The following is an 18605-nucleotide window of genomic DNA, read 5'->3' on the forward strand; positions in this document are numbered from 1 at the left end:
GGGACCCTGACTCACTCGGAAAGGAAAATACGGTTCTCGGATCTGAACAGGCGCTCGTTGGCACTTTCAGCGTCCAGAACCATGTTCCAGTTTCCGGCCGCCAGAGCATCGGCTGTCCCGGTGTAGACGCCGCTCTCGCCCTCAACCAGCGCAACATCAAGATCCACGCCGTCATGGGTCGGATGATTGAGATGCGCGACAAAGGCCAGTCCGGTCAGCGGGGCGCCGAGCTTGTCTCGCGCCTCGACCTTGAGGGAGGCCCCGCCGTTTGCTGCACGCGTCAGATCGGCTTTCACCTGCCATCCGCGTTCAGACTGGGCTTTGGCATCGGCGATTTCCTGATTGTAGGTCTGACCTGCCGTGTAGGAGCTCTCGACAACAACACCCGGGAAGGATCCGACAGCCAGCCAGATGAACACGGCATTCGCTGCAAAGATGACGGCAAAGAAACCGAACAGCCAGAACAGAACGGTGCGCCCTGTGAAGGCCTTGGGGTCTTTGGGCATGGCGCCTTGATGCGTCGTGGTCATTTTCCGCTCCTATGGCGCTTTGAAGTAGTCATCAGCTGTTACGACCTCGCCCATCACCGATTCCGTCAGACGGAAAACAATCTCGGTGCTCTTTGGCATTTTGACACCGGCCGGCGAATTGACAAGCACACGCACCTCCCGGGTCGTGTCAGCGCCAACCTCAATGATCGGCCTTCCGGCGAAGGTCGTGTCGATACCCACGGCTTCAACACTTGTTCCAGCGGGCATGCCTTCGACATGCAGCATGAAATTCCGCTCATGGTTTCGTTTGTTCAAAAGCCGAACGGTGTAGCCATTGCGGATAGAGCCATCGGTTTGCGTGACGAAAATCGGATTGCGATCATGAAGAACGTTGATGCCGGCAAAATCGCGGGTCAGCAACGCAAACAACATGATGCCGCCCACAAGAGCAATCACCGCGGCATAGACAACAGTCCGCACGCGCACGATTTCGTAGACCGATTCCTTGCCCTCGATCCGGCGCTCGATGTTCTCGTCAGTGTCATAGCCAATCAGCCCGGTCGGCTTTCCGACCTTCTCCATGACATTGTCACAGGCGTCGATGCAGAGCCCGCACTGGATGCAGTCGAGCTGTGTTCCCTTGCGGATATCGACGCCAGTTGGGCAGACATGGACACACTGGTGACAGTCGACGCAATCGCCAGCCGGCAATCCCTTCAGCTCAAGAGCCTTGTTCTGCTTCAGCGATCCGCGCGGTTCGCCGCGGTCCCACTTGTAGGTAACATTCAGGGCCTTCTCATCCGTCAGCGCGGCCTGAATGCGTGGCCATGGGCACATGTAGATGCACACCTGCTCGCGCATGAAGCCAGCCAGCAGATAGGTAGTCGCGGTCAGGATCGCGATCCAGAGATAGGCGCTGAACGGTGCCTGGAACGTGGCAAGATTATAGACCAGCGTCGGCGCGTCGGAGAAATAGAGCACCCATGCGCCGCCGGTCCACCATGCGATCATGAGCCAGAAGAAGTGCTTGGCAGCCCTGCGTCCGACCTTGCCGGCTGTCCACGGCGCCCTGTCCAAGGCCATACGCTCGCGCCGATCTCCCTCGATCTTTCGCTCAACATAGAGGAAGAGGTCGGTCCAGACGGTCTGCGGACAGAGATAGCCGCACCAGACGCGGCCTGCGACCGCGTTCATCAAGAACAGAGCAACGGCCGCGATGATCAGCAGGCCGGTAATGTAGTAAACTTCCTGAGGCCAGATCTCGATGAAGAAAAAGTAGCCACGGCGGCCCGCCAAGTCGACGAGCACCGCCTGATCCGGGGCGTTGGGCCCGCGATCAAAGCGAATGAAGGGCAGGAAATAATAGATCCCGAGCGTGATGAACAAGATCGCCCATTTGATCCTCCGGAACGTGCCCTTGACGGCCATCGGATAGATCTTCTTGGCTGAGGCGAACCACTCTTCCGCGTGTTCGGCCTGCGTGGCTTCGGTGTCGGCAGACATGCCGTCCGTCCTTCTGTTTCGGATCCTGCCCCAATAGGATCCTTTGCGTCCTGCAGGCCGGACACCCGGCCTGCGTCGTCTTCTCTCGTTGATCCGGGATCAGCCGGACCAATCTCCCAGGACTACTGGCCACCCCCGAAGGAATGGACATATACGGCCAGCGACTTGATCGTCGCCGGATCAAGACGCGCCTCCCACGCCGGCATGACGCCATTGCGCGGGCTGTAGATCTGCGCCTTGATGGCATCCACGGACTTGCCATAGAGGTATGTCGCCGATGTCAGGTTCGGTGCGCCGACTTCAATCATGCCCTTGAGGTCTTCGCCGTGACATGCCGCGCAATTATCGACATAGAGCGTCTCGCCGGCGGCCAGGTCGACACCTTCTTCCGGTTCAAGTCCGGTCTTGGATGCGACGTAACTGGCGACCTGCGAAATCTCTTCGCGGGTGAGCAGCTCGTCAGTGCCAAAGGCCGGCATATCGCCGAAGCGCGCCTCGTCATGATCCGAACGGATCCCGTAAAGAAGCGTGGTGTGGATATCGTCCACAGTGCCGCCCCAGATCCAGTTGTCGTCCTGAAGGTTCGGATAGCCCGGCGAACCGATCGCCCCCGAACCGTGACACGGCGCGCAGTTGTCACCGAATGCTGCGCGACCGTTTGCCGAGGCAAACTCGAGCAGGTTCGGCGTGGTGCGGATGTCTTCGAACGACGCTGCGACCAGTTGATCTCCAATGCCCGCGCGTTCTGCGATGCCCGCATCATACGCGGCCAGCGCATTGGCGCGCTGACTGTCGCCAAGGACCCCGGTCGCATAGCTGGAGACCATGGGCCAGGACGGATAGACCACCCAATAGCCTATGGCCCAGACAATGCAGGCGTAGAAGGTATAGAGCCACCAGCGCGGCAGCGGGTTGTTGAGTTCCTTCAGGCCGTCCCACTCGTGGCCGGTGGTTTCGACCCCGGAAATCTGATCAAGTTCGGGTTTGTGACTATCGGACATGTATCAATCCTCCCGAAACGGGATCTGGGCGGCATCATCGAAGTCCTTGCGGTTCTTCGGCCAGAACACGTAGGCCAGCACGATGCCAAACAGGACAACAAAGTAGAGAAGGCCCCAGGTCTGAGCGAAGCCTGCCACTGCGGAATAGGTCTCGTTCATTGCATTACCTCAGGTTTGCCTTGTCGTCGTAGATTGAGAAATCAACCATGGTTCCGAGCATCTGGAGATAGGCGACGAGCGCGTCCATCTCGGTGACTTCCTTCGGATTGCCGTCGAAATCCCGTACCATGGCGGTGGGATAGCGCTCCATGAACTCATCGGAGGCGTCTGTATCCGGCATGGCTTGGCCGAGAACATCTCTCGATGCGCTGGCGATCTGTTCCTCGGTATAGGGAACACCAACGAGCACGTTCGTCTTCAGATGATCACCCATGCCACGCGTGCTCAGCTTGGTTTCAGCCAGAAACGGATAGCCGGGCATGATCGAGACAGGCACCACGGAGCGAGGATCAATAAGATGCTCCACATGCCAATCGTCCGAATACTTGCCGCCAACGCGCGCAAGATCAGGACCGGTCCGCTTGGACCCCCACTGGAAGGGGTGGTCGTACATGGACTCCGCGGCCAGCGAGAAGTGACCGTAACGCTCCAGCTCGTCGCGCATCGGGCGGATCATCTGCGAGTGGCACAGGTAGCAGCCCTCGCGGATATAGATGTTCCGGCCGACCAGCTCGAGCGGGGTATAGGGACGAACGCCCTCGGTCTTTTCAATGGTGCTCTTGAGATAGAAGAGCGGTGCAATCTCAACGAGACCGCCGATGGCGACCACGATCAGAATGCCTATGAGGAGAACGAAGGAGTTCTTTTCGAAGATTTGGTGCTTTGACCATACTGACATTTTGTCTCCTCCCCTTATTCGGCCGCAGCCAGATGGCCGGCCGCGCTGGCTTCAGCTTCTTCAGCTTCGCCATGACGGACAGTCATCCAGAGGTTGTAGGCCATGATCACAGCGCCAAAGACGAACAGAGCGCCGCCCAATGCACGGATCACGTAGAAGGGGTACATCGCCTCAACGGTTTCAATGAAGGAATACTCGAGGAAGCCCAGCGCATCATAGGCACGCCACATCAGGCCCTGCATGATCCCGGACACCCACATGGAGGTGATGTAGAGAACGATGCCGAGAGTCGAGAGCCAGAAGTGCCAGTTGACCAGCTTGAGCGAGTAAAGGTTCTTCTTGTTCCACAGCCACGGAACCAGGCAGTACAGCGCTCCAAAGGAGATGTAGCCAACCCAGCCCAAAGCACCTGAGTGAACGTGACCGATGGTCCAGTCGGTGTAATGCGAAAGCGAGTTCACCGAGCGAAGGCTCATCAAGGGACCTTCGAAAGTGGACATGCCATAGAAGGCAACGGACACCACCATCATGCGCAGGACAGGATCAGTCCGCAGCTTGTCCCAGGCACCTGACAGGGTCATCAGACCATTGATCATGCCACCCCAGGATGGCATCCAGAGGATGATCGAGAAGGTTGCCCCCAAGGTCGAAGCCCACTGCGGCAGAGCCGTATAATGCAGGTGGTGCGGTCCGGCCCAGATGTAGAGGAAGATCAACGCCCAGAAGTGCACGATCGACAGCCGGTAAGAGTAAACCGGCCGCTCAGCGCGCTTGGGTACGAAGTAGTACATGATCGCGAGGAAGCCTGCAGTCAGGAAGAAACCGACAGCATTGTGGCCATACCACCACTGTACCATCGCATCCTGAACACCTGACCAGACGATGTAGGATTTGGTGCCATAGACCGTCACTGGGATCGTGGCGTTGTTGACCAGATGCAACATCGCGATGGTGACGATAAAGGCCAGATAGAACCAGTTGGCCACATAGATATGCGGCTCTTTCCGCTTCCACAAAGTCATCAGGAACAGCAAGAGGTAGGCAACCCAGACGATGGTCAGCCAAAGGTCTGCGTACCATTCAGGTTCAGCATATTCCTTGGATTGGGTTGCGCCGAGCAGATAGCCCGTCCCGGCAATGACGATGAAGACGTTGTAGCCGATGATCACGAACCAGGGGAGAACCGAGCCTGGCATGCGCACACGGCACGTACGCTGAACCACATACATGGAGGTCGCAATAAGGACGTTCCCGCCGAACGCAAAGATCACGGCCGACGTATGAAGCGGACGCAGTCGACCGAAATTGGTCCAGGGCAGGTCAAAGTTCAGCGCCGGCCAGGCCAGCTGCGAGGCAATGATCAAACCGACGGTAAAGCCCGCGATGCCCCAGAACATGGCAGCCACCACGCCGAACTTGACCGGCGCCATGTTGTAGTTCGGCTTCCCGTTGATTTCCTGCGGGATCGGAATCCCGCCGTCATCGAAGTAATTCTTGAAGATGACAAACACGCTGCCGGCCGCGACGAATGCGCCGAGCATTGCGTGAAATGCCATCACTTGATCGTAAGTTTTGCCCGCCACGATCAGGCAGGCGAATGCCAACACCACAAGGAAGGCTGCAAACAGACCTTCCTCGAGTGTGATCAATCTGGCCTGTGTCTGTGCCATTTTGCGCGCCCCAGTCTTCTATATCGTTACACTGTGCCAACGATTGGTCCGACCTTGCGCATGGCGTGGGCAGGCTGACGTTGATCCAGATCAAGACTGCCCGACTCCACCCCCAAAAGATGGCTGACACGAAGCCGCTGCGGCAATTTGCGCGGCAAAAACAAGCTTGAAGGGGGGCAACGGGTCTTTGTCGAGTAGCGGAAAACGAATCCGTAAACAGACGCGCAGCCTTACCCGGGACCGAGAAAAAGCCGGGTCGCAAAGGGGAGAAGCAGAACCATCCCGATGTAGCGAACCAGCTGATGAGCGGCGACGAACGCCGGGTCCAGATCCATCATGAACGCCAGCAGTGTCATGACCTCGAGACCGCCTGGCGCATAGGCCAGGAGCAATTGGCCGAAGGGCAAGCCGAGAACAGTCGACACGACCAACGCAATCACTGTGGAGACACACAAACCGACGGCGACCGCCCCCATGCTGGCCTTTATGATGCGGAGGAACACCGTCAGCGACGTTGAAGTGAACCGGCTTCCGATAAAACACCCAAGGCCGATGTAGCAGGGAATCAAGACAAACTCAGGCAATGCCACCGGGATCACGCCCGACGCGTTCAAGGCAGAACTCATGAAGAACGCCCCTGTCATCCATCCTCCGGGGACGCCGACACGCACCGCCACAAAACTTGCGCCGATGCACAGCGCGAACAGGATCACCATCTGGAGAAGCGTCGGCAAGACATCGCGTTCAAGACCGTGTGGTGGATTGCTGGCGGTGGACGTGATGAAAAGTGGCAGCACCACAACCAGGATCAAGAGCCGGGTCGATTGGGACGCAGCGATCCGCGCCAGATCAACCTGACGTTCCGCGGCCAGAGCCATGACGAAGGACAGCGCTCCCGGGATTGCGCCGAAGTAGGCGGCCTCAGGATCCCATCGAACGGCATAGCGCAAGAATATGAATGTTGCCCCCGTGACCAGGGCCACCACAAGCAGGAGCGCCGCCATCGTCCATGGCCAGTCGCTCACCCGCTCGACCACCTCGGGGGTTACACCCGCCCCCATGGAGAGCCCCAAGACGACAAAGAGGGCGTCCCGCAAAGGATCGGGCAAGGCGACCGGCAGCCTGCCAAGCGCGGCCGCAGCGACAGCCACCATCGCACCAGACATCCACGCCGCAGGCAGGCCCATAGCTGTGAAGACCAGTCCTCCGGCCGCTCCAAGAGCAACCGTCAGAGCAATCGAGCGCAACGTCTGCCACGATGGCCAATTCAAATTCAACGCAATGTCCTTTTGAAAAGATGTTGGACCTTAGGTGCCCAACAGGGCTGCCTCGTCCAGATCGGGCCGCTGGGGCTCTAGAAATGCCGAACCGCCGACTTCCTCCTTGGCGATCGCCCGCTGAACCGACGGCCGGTCCTGCAGCAAAGACAACATGCCATGAAGCGCCGGCCAGCGATCCGCATCGAACACCCGCGTCGCAGGATAGAGTTGATACCACCGCACACAGGCAGCGGCATAGAAGTCGAGAATTGAGGGTGTTGAACCCAGCATGTAGGGACCCGCCGACCCTTGGAATGCCGTTTCCAGATGCGAGAAGCCTTGTTCGATCCGGGTTTCCAGGGCGGCGGCCAGATGAGGCAACCCTGCCTCATCCGACATGTAGCGCTCCGGCCTAAAAGATATCCTGAGATCGGCGTGCAACGTGTTGGACAGAAAGAACAGCCATGACAGGAGCCTGCCCCGGTCGGGCGAAGCCACCTGTGGCGCCAGTCGCCCGGTCTTGTCGGCTAGATAAAGAAGAATCCCAGCCGTCTCGAAAAGAGGCTCTTTCTGATCGGGATCAATCAGGACCGGCAGCAAGCCCTGCGGATTGAGTTCGAGATATTCGGGCGACCTGTTCATTCGATTGGCGCGATTGATCTCGACAAAGCGATAATCCATTTCGAGCTCTTCGAGAATGAAGCGCACCACCAGATTGGCGCTGTCAAAAGAGCCGAACAGATGAAGCCGAGTTGGATCGAGCTGGAAGGCGTCCTGCACCATCTTCTACTTCCTGAGCCGATTTTCGGGATGGCAAACCTGACCTGATTTCCTTCACCTTGCGAAAGATCAAAGACTGAAGGGCGCGCTCACGTCAGTTTGCCGGAATGACTGACACATTCTCATCCTATGCCATGCGCAACGTGCCGCGCTACACCAGTTATCCGACTGCGCCGCATTTTAATGCGGGCGTTACCGACGCGATCTATTCGGACTGGCTTGGCGCGCTGTCACCTCGAGACAGCCTCTCGCTCTATTTGCACGTCCCCTATTGCCGTGAGATGTGCCACTACTGCGGCTGCTACACCAAGGCAACGCGCCAGGAGGCCCCGCTTCTTTCCTACGCCAAAACGCTTGGTCAAGAGCTGGAACTGGTCGCCGATCACCTCAAGACACCGGGTCAGGTCAGGCACATTCACTGGGGCGGCGGGACGCCTAGCCTGTTGCCTGAGCAGAGCCTTCTAGACCTTGCCGGGATGATGCGGGTCCTGTTTGATTTATCACCAGACATCGAACACGCCATCGAGCTTGATCCACGCTACGTCAGCGCATCCCTCGCCGAAACGCTGGTGACGATGGGTGTCAATCGGGCAAGCCTTGGCGTTCAGGATTTCGACCCCACTGTTCAAGTCGCAATTGGCCGCGTTCAGTCCTATGACCTCGTCAAGACCGCAACGGAGCGGCTGCGGCATGCCGGTCTGGCTGCGTTGAACTTCGACCTGATGTATGGCTTGCCGGAACAATCGCTAGAGACCATCCGTGACACGGTTGCGCGCACCGTTGAGCTGAATCCGGGCCGGATTGCGCTCTTCGGCTATGCCCATGTGCCATGGATGAAAAAACATCAGCGCCTGATTGATGAAAGCCGCCTTCCCTCCGCTGCAGAGCGCCTTGCCCTCGCTGAAGCGGCTCGCGCCGACCTCTTGAGCGCCGGGTACCTGGCGATCGGCCTCGATCATTTTGCCAGACCGGACGATTCCATGGCGATCGCGGAGCAACAGGGAGAGTTGCGGCGCAATTTCCAGGGCTATACGACGGACACGGGCGACCAGCTGATCGGTTTTGGCGTTTCGTCAATCGGGAAGCTCAGCCAAGGTTACGTCCAGAACATGCCTGATGTCAGGCATTGGAGCCGGGCCATTGCCGATGGCAAGCTTCCTGTTGCCAAAGGCATGGCACTGAGCACTGATGACCGCCTGCGCGGCAGCATCATCGAACAACTGATGACCAATCATCTGTGCGACATCGAAGAGACCTGTCGACAGTTCAGCACCGAACCAGTTGATCTTTTGCCGTCGATGGATGCACTTCAGGAGCTGGTCGACCAGGGTCTGGTTCGGCTGGATGGCTGGACGGTGGTCATTCCGAAAAGAGGTCAGAGCTATGTCCGCCTCGCCGCGGCAGCTTTCGATGCCTATCTTGGCGGGCGAGACGCCGGCGCGGGCAAGCATTCCATGGCAGTTTGAGCATAAGTTTTGGTGGCGAGGTTTCCTCGGTCAATCTTTCCCCGCCCACGTCCGGCGCAAAACAGCCGGCGCAGGGGCTGCGCCGGCAAGGGGGCCGATGGGAGGATGCACAGTTCGGTGGGCCCCGAAGTTTTTGGGAACTCAGTGAATGCCCGTCATCTGGCAAAGACCGCAAATCCGGTTCAGATGGATCTTGTCGGACCGGTCGATCCGGATCACGCCGCGGCGCTTGAGGTCGGAGACCACACGGCTCACGGTTTCGATCGTCAGACCGAGATAGTCCGCGATTTCCTGGCGCGTCATATGCAGCTGGAGATCACACCCATCGTCTGACTTGCTCGGATCAGGTCCGACACAGCCAACACCGCCACCACGGTTGGGCACGAGGTACATCAAGAACGATGCGACGCGCTCGACGGCAGACTTGCGGCCTAGCAACACTGCGTGTTCGTGCAGAATGTTCATCTGGTTGGTCAAGCACTTTGTGAGCTGGCGCTGAAGATCAACCGATGCTTCGACCTGCTTCAGGTCAACTTCACGAACCGTCGCTTCAGTCAGCGTTTCAGCGGTGCAGTCCTGTTCCTCACCGGCGGACAAACCGAAGATGTCGCCGGGGCGCAGGATTTCGACAACCTGGCGCCGTCCGTCCGGGAGCAGCTTGAAGAGCATGATCGTGCCGCTGGCCAGCTGATAGAGACGTTTTGCCTCGTCGCCCTCGTAATACACGACGTCATGCGCGCCGAATTTCGTGAGTTTGGCGCCGAAGGCCTCAAATGTCGGTTGAGTTGCCACTGCCATGGGGCGTGCAGCCGCCCGCGCAGCGCCATATTGACCGTTCGCTTCGTGTTCCAGGTATGCCATTTCAGACCCCTCCTTTACGCAGCAAGGGGCACAATAGACATGAGGAACAGAAGATCATCTTCTGCCTATCCCGGTCAGTGTTGGCTCAGTCCCGTCCGACTGCCCAACGCCCTTGCTAAGAACAAGCTAGACCGATGATCTCGATCAAGAAATTCGGTCGAATGCGTAAGGCCAACTACATAGTTACCATATGGAATACGTAAGTATCCCTAAGCAGTTACCCGCAGATCGAGCGGCATGAAGCACACCAAGAAGGTCGCGTTTTTTACCGATTGAGACGGATCGCCTCGGGAGATTTTCTGGAAGGGGAAATCAGTTCAAATGTTCTGCAAGTGCCGGAAATGACAGAGGCTTGCGCAGTACAGTCATGGAGGCAAACTGTGGCAGCTTTCGCTCCAGCTTGGACTTCGAATGGCCGGAAATCACGATCACCCGTGGCGGTTCCTGGTTCAGCTCCAGGCGCCGAACCACTTCCTCCCCGCCAATGCCAGGAAGGCCCAGATCAACAATCACCAGATCTTCGGAATCAGGTGCAGGCTCTGCCAGAAAACTCTCCGCATCGGGATAGCAAAGCGGTGCATGACCAAGGACACTCAAAACAGTGGCCAAGGCATCAGAGACCGCCAGATCATCCTCGATTATGTGAATACGCACGGAGTTTTGCTTTCAGAATTCAGACTGGTACAGACTACCTAATGTAGAGCAAAACATGCGGGTTTTCAGTACGCACAAACACGAATTTTCGCTGCGAAAGCCGTACTCAGAGTATGTGTTTGCGGCGGCTGCAATCAGAAGCGGCGCCTAGATGACGCCACCTGTCTTGTTCTATGCCCGGCCCAGGACAATCCGAACCAGGTCAGCCGCGTTTCGGGCACCCAGTTTTTCCATGATCCGGGCCCTGTGAACCTCAACGGTCCTTGGACTGATCCCCAGGATACGACCTGCTTCCTTGTTTGAGGCTCCGCCGGTGATTTCCTGCAGGACTTCACGCTCCCGTCGGGTCAAAAGATCCGACCCCTCAAAGACGGTCGGGTCGTTTTCCAGCTGACGCTTTTCCATCGCCGCGATGCCATCATTGATCCGGCCCACCACGGTCTCTGCGGTAAAGGGCTTTTCAATGAAGTCAAAGGCACCGTTCCGGATCGCCTCGACCGCCATGGGGATATCGCCCTGGCCGGAGATGATGAAAATCGGCGCGGGATAATCCTCGCCATTCAACGCCTTCAGGATTTCGATACCGGAGCGGCCCGGCATATGGACATCAAGAACAACACAGGCCGGATGGGTCTTGCTCGCGGAATTTACGAACGTGTCGCCATCTGAAAAGGTCTCAACCACGAAACCCTCCATGCTGAACACGACAGACAGCGCGTCACGCACCGCCGGGTCGTCATCAACGATGTAGATGGCTTTCGCATCGTTCGTCATTCTTGTCACGTCCTTCCAATTTGCACCGGCCTGCCGTTCGACATCAGCCGTGCTCAGTCACACAGTGCGCCGGCGTCATTTGCGCGACGCGCAGTACCGACCGGTAATTTCAAGATAAATGTTGCTCCGCGCCCGGAAACGCTTGGGCCGAGCAAGAGGTCACCGCCGTGGTTCTGGGCGATTGACCTTGAAATGGCGAGCCCCAATCCGAGGCCCTTCTGCTTCTTGCCGGTAAAGGCCTTGAAGAGTTCAGGTACCAAATCCTCGGGAACCCCTGTTCCCGTATCACTGACCTGAAATTCGACAAAGCCATCCTTCAGGTCGACCGCCAGGTGAACATTCTTGGTCTTGCTATCGCTGACCGCTTCACGCGCGTTTTTCAGCAAGTTGACCAAGACCTGCCTGATCTGAACCGGATCGGCGGGGAGCGTCGGCAATCCGGGCTCTACGGAAGACGTGAACAGAGAGCGGCGCTCATTGGTGCCGAGCTCGACGAGCTCGATACAGGCCTTCGCGAAGGAAGCAACCTCGATTTGCTCACGCTCCGGCTCTTTCTTTTCTACAAGCTGGCGCATCCGTTGAATGATTTCACCGGCGCGCTCGGCTTCCTTTTCCGCCTTCAAAATGACGCTAAGCATCATCGGATCAAAGTCGGCGCTTGCCCCGGCCTTGCGGGATACCGATTGCAGGTAGAGCAAGATGGCCGTCAGCGGCTGGTTGAGTTCATGCGCGATCGCTGCGCCCATCTCGTCCATGGCACTGATACGGGTCATGTGGACGAGTTGTGCCTGGGCCTGAGCCAGTCTTTCTTCGACGGACTTCCGGGACCTCAGATCCCTCAGGATGCCGATGAACTGACGACCTTCGCTGGTCGACGCATCGCCGACGGACAGCTCAACAGGAAACTCCGTACCGTCCTTGTGCCGTCCACGAACCTCGCGGCCAATTCCGATGATCTTCTTCTCGCCGGTATCGAGATAATGCTGAACAAAACCGTCATGTGCAGCGGCGAAATCTGCCGGCATGATTTTCATGACGTTGTCGCCAATCAGTTCGGCGGCCGTGTAGCCAAACAGCTTCTCACATGCCTTGTTGAAGGCAAGCACCTGACAGCGTTCATTAATCACGACGATGCCATCGGCAGCGGTGTCAAAAACACTCGCCAGACGTGCGTCAGAGACGGTCGCTTGCCGCTCGCTATGTTCGTCTAGTCCCTGATCCATCGCCCCGGTCCCAAGCCCACTTCGAGGACGCTTTCGAATTCAGGTTTAAGGGTAATCACGTAACTCGGCAAGGCATAGTCTCAAGCCTGCGCTGCGACCCATTCAACAATTCGATCAATAGTTTCGTTCCTACGAGCCGCATTGAGGCGTGGCAAGATCGTGAATTTTCACAAGATCGCAACAAAATAGGGCGCGAACCTCGCGATCCTCGGCCACTCGCCATTTCAAGCCACCGCTGCGGCTGATCAACTCAGTGTATTCCTTCAAAAAAACAACCGGACTTCTCAGAGAAGCCCGGTTGCGCATCACACCAAAGAGTAGAATTTACTTCTTCAACAGGTCGCGAATTTCCTCAAGCAGAACAACTTCCTTTGCAGGAGCTGCAGGTGCCGCCGGCGCTGCTTCTTCCTTGCGACGCATGTTGTTCACACCCTTGACCACAATGAAAATCGCGAAAGCCACGATCACGAACTTGATGATGGCATTGATAAAGAGGCCGATGTTCCAGGTTACTGCACCTGCTTCCTTTGCGGTAGCTACTGTTGCATAGGGGCCTTCAGGCGTGCCCTGTTTCAAGAGCAGAAACATCTCGGAAAAGTCGATATTACCCAACATCAAACCGATTGGTGGCATGATGATATCATCGACCATAGATGAAACGATTGCGCTGAATGCTGCACCGATGACAATGCCGACAGCCATGTCGACCATGTTGCCTTTGACGGCAAACTCTTTGAATTCTTTCAACATTAAAGGTAGTCCCCGTTAGACTTTTCCCCGAACAGAAAACCGGAATGATTTTCTGTCGGTTGGTAAATAGAACCTTTATGAACCTTCCGACAAGCAGATTTCTCGCAGCTTGGCCTCAACCGCAAGACCAATAGACACAACAAGGCACTTATGATCGGATCCAGTCTCTGAGCGTCTGGATCTCTTGAGAGCCTGATGAGACCATCAGGACAGGACGGATAGCAGGGAGGGAAGAGCCCGCACATGCTGCATGGATGGCTCGTGATATTTTCGGCTGTAGGGTACATCCTGCTGCTCTTTGCCATCGCAACCTATGGCGACCGCATGCCACGCCGGTTCGTACCGGGAAGACGTGGCAGGCCGTTCATCTATGCCCTTTCACTCTCCGTCTACTGCACATCCTGGACGTTCTACGGCTCGGTCGGTGGCGCAAGCCGCAACAGCATGGAATTCCTGACGATCTACATTGGTCCGATGTTGGTGTTTGCCCTTGGCTACCCGATCTTGCGCCGGATCATAAGGGTCGCCAAAACCGAGCGTATAACTTCGATCGCCGATTTCATTGGTGCACGCTATGGCAAGAGCCAGTCGGTAGCTGCGGTTGCAACAATCATCGCCGTCATAGGCATCATCCCCTACATTGCCCTGCAGCTAAAAGCCGTATCCCAGTCAATCACCACAATGATCGGGCCACTGATGCCGCAAGGTGGCAGTGGTTACTTCCCCGTTTTTGACGACATCACGTTGCTGATCGCGATCGGCATGGCCATTTTCACCTGGTTGTTCGGCACACGCCACATCGATGCAACAGAACACCAGGAAGGCCTGATGCTGGCGATCGCTGCAGAAGCGATTGTCAAACTGGTCGCCTTCCTCGCAGTCGGCTTTTGGGTCACCTATTCTCTATACGACGGCCCTTTCGACCTGGTCCGGGCCATCTCCGGCGCGCCGGAAGTTGCAGAGGTCTTTGAGCAGCCGATCAATCAGGGCAAATGGCTGGTCATGACGGTACTGTCGACCTTTGCGGTGATTCTTCTTCCGCGACAGTTCCACGTCACGGTGACCGAGAACAACTCCGAAGCAGAATTGCGGCGCGCCGTCTGGCTGTTTCCGCTTTACCTGATCCTGATCAACCTGTTTGTCGTACCGATCGCAGCGGCCGGCCTGCTGCGTTTTGGCGAAGACATCAATCCAGACACGTTTGTACTCGCCCTGCCAATCGATTCAGGACAGCACTGGCTGGCGCTTTTTGCGTTCATCGGAGGCCTGTCGGCGGCAACAGCGATGGTCATCGTGGCCACTGTCGCTCTTGCGATCATGATTTCAAACGACATCGTGGTGCCGCTGATCCTGCGTCGGCGCAGTGAAGACGAGATCGTCGCGGTCAGCGGAAAGGACATGAGCCGTCTGTTGCTCAACGTCCGCCGAACCGCGATCTTCGCCATCTTGCTGCTCGCCTACGCCTATTATCGAACGGCAGGCGACACGGCTGCGCTCGTATCCATCGGGCTTTTATCCTTTGCCGCCATCGCACAGTTTGCACCGGCCTTTGTCGGGGCGCTGGTCTGGCGCAGGGCAACTGCGCGTGGCGCGATCGCGGGAATGGTCGTTGGCTTTGCCTTATGGCTCTACACCTTGCTGCTGCCGACGTTCGCGGAATCAGGACTGATTTCCAGTACAATTCTTCAGACCGGGCCGTTGGGGCTTGAGATTCTCAAGCCCCAGTCACTTTTCGGAATGGAGCTTGACCCGTTTGTTCACGGGACGCTCTGGAGCCTTCTGACCAACGTATTCCTCTTCGTCGTTGTGTCGCTGATGCGCCAACCGGAACCTGCTGAAAAACTGCAAGCCAATATCTTTGTTCCGGTTGACCTTGCCCCGGCTCCCGGCCTGCGATTGTGGCGCACAAGCGTTACCAGCGGCGACCTCAAGGCGACCATCGCCAGATACCTTGGAGAGGAACGGACAGACCGATCCTTCAACCGCTATGCGCGGGAACGCGGCCTTGTGCTCGACCCGGATGCCACCGCCGACGCAAACCTCCTGCGCTTTTCCGAGCAGCTGCTGGCCAGCGCAATCGGCGCGGCTTCTTCGCGTCTTGTTCTGTCACTGATGCTGAAACGGCACGATCCTTCCACAAAGGGCGCCGTCAAACTGCTCGACGACGCTTCGGCGGCGATCCAGTATAACCGCGACCTCTTGCAGACTGCGCTTGATCAGGTCCGGCAGGGCATCGGCGTCTTTGACCGAGACCTGCGGCTCATCTGCTGGAACCGCCAATTCCGCGACCTCCTCGGCCTGCCTTCCGAATACGGTCAAGTCGGAACGACACTCGATACGATCATTCGACACAACGCCGTTCGCGGCGAACACGGCGACGGTCCCGTAGAAGCGATTGTTGCCGATCGACTGGAAAAACTGGTGGTTGTTCAGGAAACCTTCCAGGAGCGCATGACATCCTCCGGACTTGTCCTGGAAGTCAGAATCAGCCCGATGCCCGATGGCGGCATCGTGACGACCTATACCGATATCACCGAGCGGGTCATGGCAGAGGATGCGCTTGCGCGTGCCAACGAAACGCTTGAGCGGCGCGTCCGGGAGCGAACCGAAGAGCTCACTCACGTCAACCAGCGTCTGGTTCAGGCGACGCACGCTGCCGAAGAAGCCAACATCGGCAAGACGCGTTTTCTGGCTGCGGCCGGTCATGACATCCTGCAGCCGCTGAATGCCGCACGGCTTTATGCATCAGTGCTGGTCGATCAATTGCAGGAAGGCGAGAGCGGCGGTCTCGTGCGGAACGTTGAGGCAGCCCTCGAATCTGTCGAAGACATTATTGGCGCAGTTCTCGACATCTCCCGCCTGGACACGGGCGCCCTCAAGCCGGAGCAGACGATCTTCCGCCTTGATGTGCTTCTCAAGGCTCTGGAACTGGAATTCGAACCGGTTGCCCGGGACAAGGGTCTTGATCTGCGTTTTGTCTCAACGAGCGTTTCGATCCGCTCGGACCGCAGGCTCCTGCGCCGCTTGCTGCAGAACCTGGTTTCGAACGCTGTCAAATATACCGCCCATGGCAAGGTTCTGGTCGGCTGCAGGCACCGTGGCGGCAAGGTGGTTGTCGAAGTTCATGATACAGGCATGGGCATACCGGAGACCAAACAGAAGTTGATCTTTGAAGAATTTCAACGGCTTGACGACGGTATGCGCGTTGCCAAGGGGCTCGGCCTCGGATTATCCATCGTGGATCGCATCTCTCACGTGCTGGATCATCCGGTTCGGCTCGCTTCAGATCCTGGAAGTGGTTCCTGCTTCCGCGTAGAGCTACCCCAGGCAGCCCCCGTGCCGCAGGAAGTCGCTGCACCCAAGGCTCCCGTCGCCGCCGGCCAGCTGGACGGACTTTCCGTGCTGGCGATCGACAACGAGCCCGACATTCTCAATGGCATGCGCCACCTCTTGGAGAACTGGCATTGCGATGTGATTACGGCCAGGGATGACCTCGAAGCGGTTCAACACCTTGCGGAAGAGAACAAGACCCCGGACATCGTGGTGATAGACTATCATCTCGATGAAGGTACCGGGATTGAAGCCGTCGTCCGACTGCGATGGAAATTCGGCGCCGATCTACCCGCGCTCCTGGTGACGGCGGATCGAAGCCGCGCCGTTCGCGCGGAGGCGGCGGCCAAATCAATCGACATGTTCAACAAACCGGTCAAGCCGGCAGCCTTGCGAGCGCACCTTGCCCGCTGCCGAGCAGGGCTCAAGGCTGCCGAGTAATCCGACTATTGAAAGAGAGTGTCTGAGGCCATTAGATCAGGTCGCGTCAGCGGCCTGCCCCTCACCTTCGCCGCCCATTTGCCATTGACCGGCCTCGATTTTCGAAGCGGCAATCACTGCCTGGGTGCGGCTTTCCACGCCGAGTTTTTGAAGGATCGCCGACACATGCGCCTTGACGGTCGCTTCGGACACAGAAAGCTCATATGCGATCTGTTTGTTCAGAAGGCCTTCCGACAGCATCATAAGCACACGCACCTGCTGAGGTGTCAGTGTCGAGAGGCGCTGCACGAGATCTGCACTGCCATCATCGGCCCCGAGATCAACCTCCGGCGGCGTCCACATGTTGCCTTCCATAACGGCCGCGATCGCTTCCCGGATAACCTCGATCCCGTGGGACTTTGGAATAAAGCCTGAGGCCCCGAACTCAATGCAACGGCGGATCGCCTGCGCTTCCTCGTTGGCTGAGACAATCACAACCGGCACGCCGGAATATTGTGCCCGCAGGTACATCAAGCCGGAGAAGCCGCGCATGCCCGGCATCGTAAGATCGAGCAATATGAGATCCACATCGCCGCCTTCTTCCAACTTTCCGGTGACATCCTCCAAGGCGCCGGCCTCGTCGATGCGCGCGTTGGGGTATTGCGTCTCGAGTGTCTGCTTCAACGCCCCCCGAAACAGCGGATGATCATCGGCAATGATAAAACGAAACGCTGCTGTGTCCGGCACTCCGGTTTCCTCCCTTTTCGGCAAAAGCCCTGGCTCTTCAACTTGGCCTTGCTTCCAAAACCAACCTGTCGATTCATCCATCGAGACAATAACCAACAGACAAGTCTGTCCGGCCTATACCTGCGAAAGCGTGCCTGCGAACGCCACGAGATGTCGCGGCGTTTGCCCGGTAAGCGGATGAAGAATGCGCCCCAAGTGCTCCATGCCCCCCATTTCTGCTTTAGCCTGGCGTAATATCCAGGTTCTGCTTCAATTATTCTAGCCAGCATGTTTGCACTGCAATGAATTCTCAAGTCAAATCCGTCATTAGGCTTACGGTGCACTGGCGACACGTTTTCTGTTGTGCCACGCCGACCTGGACACTGCCGGTTTCGCTCTGCCCCCGCAGGAGATCACCCCAAAACGCCAACTCGTAGCGTCCCTAGCGTCATCCAAGACAAAGGTCGGCAACCAAGTGATTTTCACAACGTCATCGCACTGCACAACATGCAGACATCAGTTGATATTGCCATACACTATCCTAAAGTCTAATATAGACTAAAGTTCAATCACAAAAATACGTGCACGGCAGATTTCGGACCCCATCACCACATCTTGCGAAGGATATGCGAGATGAACATCTGGCTCTACGGTTTGATAGCCTTGATTCTCGTTGGCGCCACCGCGGGAAAATACTCAAATCCAGGCTTCGCCTTTGAAGGCGATCGCAGTCTGGCAGCAACAGCAACGCCCGCATTTCACACACCAGCTGTGCCCTGAGACAGGTCGGCTGACACCT

The 18605-nt window shown here is 57.4% G+C and carries 17 protein-coding genes; 3 read left to right on the top strand and 14 right to left on the bottom strand.

Features of this window, described 5'->3' with window-relative positions; translation table 11 throughout:
* Positions 1-11 precede the first annotated feature (11 nt).
* The 8 genes from ABJZ52_RS16080 to ABJZ52_RS16115 all read right to left on the bottom strand — a co-directional run bounded on the left by ABJZ52_RS16080 (position 12) and on the right by ABJZ52_RS16115 (position 7605).
* The gene (locus ABJZ52_RS16080; RefSeq protein ID WP_246542145.1) at positions 12-530 is read right to left on the bottom strand and encodes a FixH family protein; all 519 of its coding nucleotides are present in this window, start codon (positions 528-530) and stop codon (positions 12-14) included.
* A gap of 9 nt (positions 531-539) precedes the next feature.
* The gene (gene ccoG, locus ABJZ52_RS16085) at positions 540-1919 is read right to left on the bottom strand and encodes a cytochrome c oxidase accessory protein CcoG (protein WP_348188495.1); all 1380 of its coding nucleotides are present in this window, start codon (positions 1917-1919) and stop codon (positions 540-542) included.
* A 197-nt stretch (positions 1920-2116) separates the two neighbouring features.
* A complete protein-coding gene (ccoP, locus tag ABJZ52_RS16090) occupies positions 2117-2995 on the bottom strand; it encodes a cytochrome-c oxidase, cbb3-type subunit III (protein ID WP_348188247.1) in 879 nt (292 codons plus the stop codon).
* 3 nt (positions 2996-2998) lie between these two features.
* Complete coding sequence (locus ABJZ52_RS16095; RefSeq protein WP_192110262.1) at positions 2999-3154, bottom strand: cbb3-type cytochrome c oxidase subunit 3; 156 nt, start codon at positions 3152-3154, stop codon at positions 2999-3001.
* 4 nt (positions 3155-3158) lie between these two features.
* The gene (gene ccoO / locus ABJZ52_RS16100) at positions 3159-3893 is read right to left on the bottom strand and encodes a cytochrome-c oxidase, cbb3-type subunit II (protein WP_213216591.1); all 735 of its coding nucleotides are present in this window, start codon (positions 3891-3893) and stop codon (positions 3159-3161) included.
* A 14-nt stretch (positions 3894-3907) separates the two neighbouring features.
* On the bottom strand, positions 3908-5563 hold the full coding sequence (gene ccoN, locus ABJZ52_RS16105) for a cytochrome-c oxidase, cbb3-type subunit I (RefSeq protein ID WP_348188251.1): 1656 nt from the start codon (positions 5561-5563) through the stop codon (positions 3908-3910).
* A 230-nt stretch (positions 5564-5793) separates the two neighbouring features.
* Positions 5794-6840 (bottom strand): AbrB family transcriptional regulator, encoded by a 1047-nt coding sequence (locus tag ABJZ52_RS16110; RefSeq protein ID WP_348188254.1) that lies wholly within the window; start codon positions 6838-6840, stop codon positions 5794-5796.
* A 30-nt stretch (positions 6841-6870) separates the two neighbouring features.
* Positions 6871-7605 carry a glutathione S-transferase family protein gene (locus ABJZ52_RS16115; RefSeq protein ID WP_289032828.1) on the bottom strand — a complete coding sequence of 245 codons (735 nt, stop codon included), beginning with the start codon at positions 7603-7605 and terminating at the stop codon, positions 6871-6873.
* Between the two features lie 104 nt (positions 7606-7709).
* On the opposite strand from ABJZ52_RS16115, the gene hemN reads away from it, so the two are divergent.
* Positions 7710-9068: an oxygen-independent coproporphyrinogen III oxidase gene (gene hemN / locus ABJZ52_RS16120; protein WP_289032826.1), complete on the top strand. Its 1359-nt coding sequence runs from the start codon at positions 7710-7712 to the stop codon at positions 9066-9068.
* A 141-nt stretch (positions 9069-9209) separates the two neighbouring features.
* On the opposite strand, the gene ABJZ52_RS16125 is transcribed toward hemN, so the two are convergent.
* The 5 genes from ABJZ52_RS16125 to mscL form a co-directional block, all read right to left on the bottom strand.
* Positions 9210-9929, bottom strand: coding sequence for a helix-turn-helix domain-containing protein (locus tag ABJZ52_RS16125; protein ID WP_209008551.1), 720 nt, complete (start codon positions 9927-9929; stop codon positions 9210-9212).
* Positions 9930-10241: 312 nt separating this feature from the next.
* Positions 10242-10583, bottom strand: coding sequence for a response regulator (locus ABJZ52_RS16130; protein ID WP_289032824.1), 342 nt, complete (start codon positions 10581-10583; stop codon positions 10242-10244).
* Between the two features lie 171 nt (positions 10584-10754).
* Positions 10755-11357 (bottom strand): response regulator, encoded by a 603-nt coding sequence (locus ABJZ52_RS16135; protein ID WP_213216596.1) that lies wholly within the window; start codon positions 11355-11357, stop codon positions 10755-10757.
* A 53-nt stretch (positions 11358-11410) separates the two neighbouring features.
* Positions 11411-12580 (bottom strand): PAS domain S-box protein, encoded by a 1170-nt coding sequence (locus ABJZ52_RS16140; protein WP_289032822.1) that lies wholly within the window; start codon positions 12578-12580, stop codon positions 11411-11413.
* Positions 12581-12904: 324 nt separating this feature from the next.
* On the bottom strand, positions 12905-13330 hold the full coding sequence (gene mscL / locus ABJZ52_RS16145; RefSeq protein WP_348184445.1) for a large conductance mechanosensitive channel protein MscL: 426 nt from the start codon (positions 13328-13330) through the stop codon (positions 12905-12907).
* 243 nt (positions 13331-13573) lie between these two features.
* Here mscL and ABJZ52_RS16150 point away from each other — a divergent pair, with 243 nt between their 5' ends.
* A complete protein-coding gene (locus tag ABJZ52_RS16150) occupies positions 13574-17101 on the top strand; it encodes a PAS domain-containing hybrid sensor histidine kinase/response regulator (RefSeq protein WP_348188260.1) in 3528 nt (1175 codons plus the stop codon).
* A 36-nt stretch (positions 17102-17137) separates the two neighbouring features.
* On the opposite strand, the gene ABJZ52_RS16155 is transcribed toward ABJZ52_RS16150, so the two are convergent.
* Positions 17138-17827: a response regulator transcription factor gene (locus ABJZ52_RS16155; protein WP_348188263.1), complete on the bottom strand. Its 690-nt coding sequence runs from the start codon at positions 17825-17827 to the stop codon at positions 17138-17140.
* A gap of 612 nt (positions 17828-18439) precedes the next feature.
* Here ABJZ52_RS16155 and ABJZ52_RS16160 point away from each other — a divergent pair.
* A complete protein-coding gene (locus tag ABJZ52_RS16160) occupies positions 18440-18586 on the top strand; it encodes a hypothetical protein (RefSeq protein WP_348188265.1) in 147 nt (48 codons plus the stop codon).
* Positions 18587-18605: the final 19 nt, after the last annotated feature.

The organism is Roseibium sp., from assembly GCF_039982295.1.
Lineage (GTDB): Bacteria > Pseudomonadota > Alphaproteobacteria > Rhizobiales > Stappiaceae > Roseibium.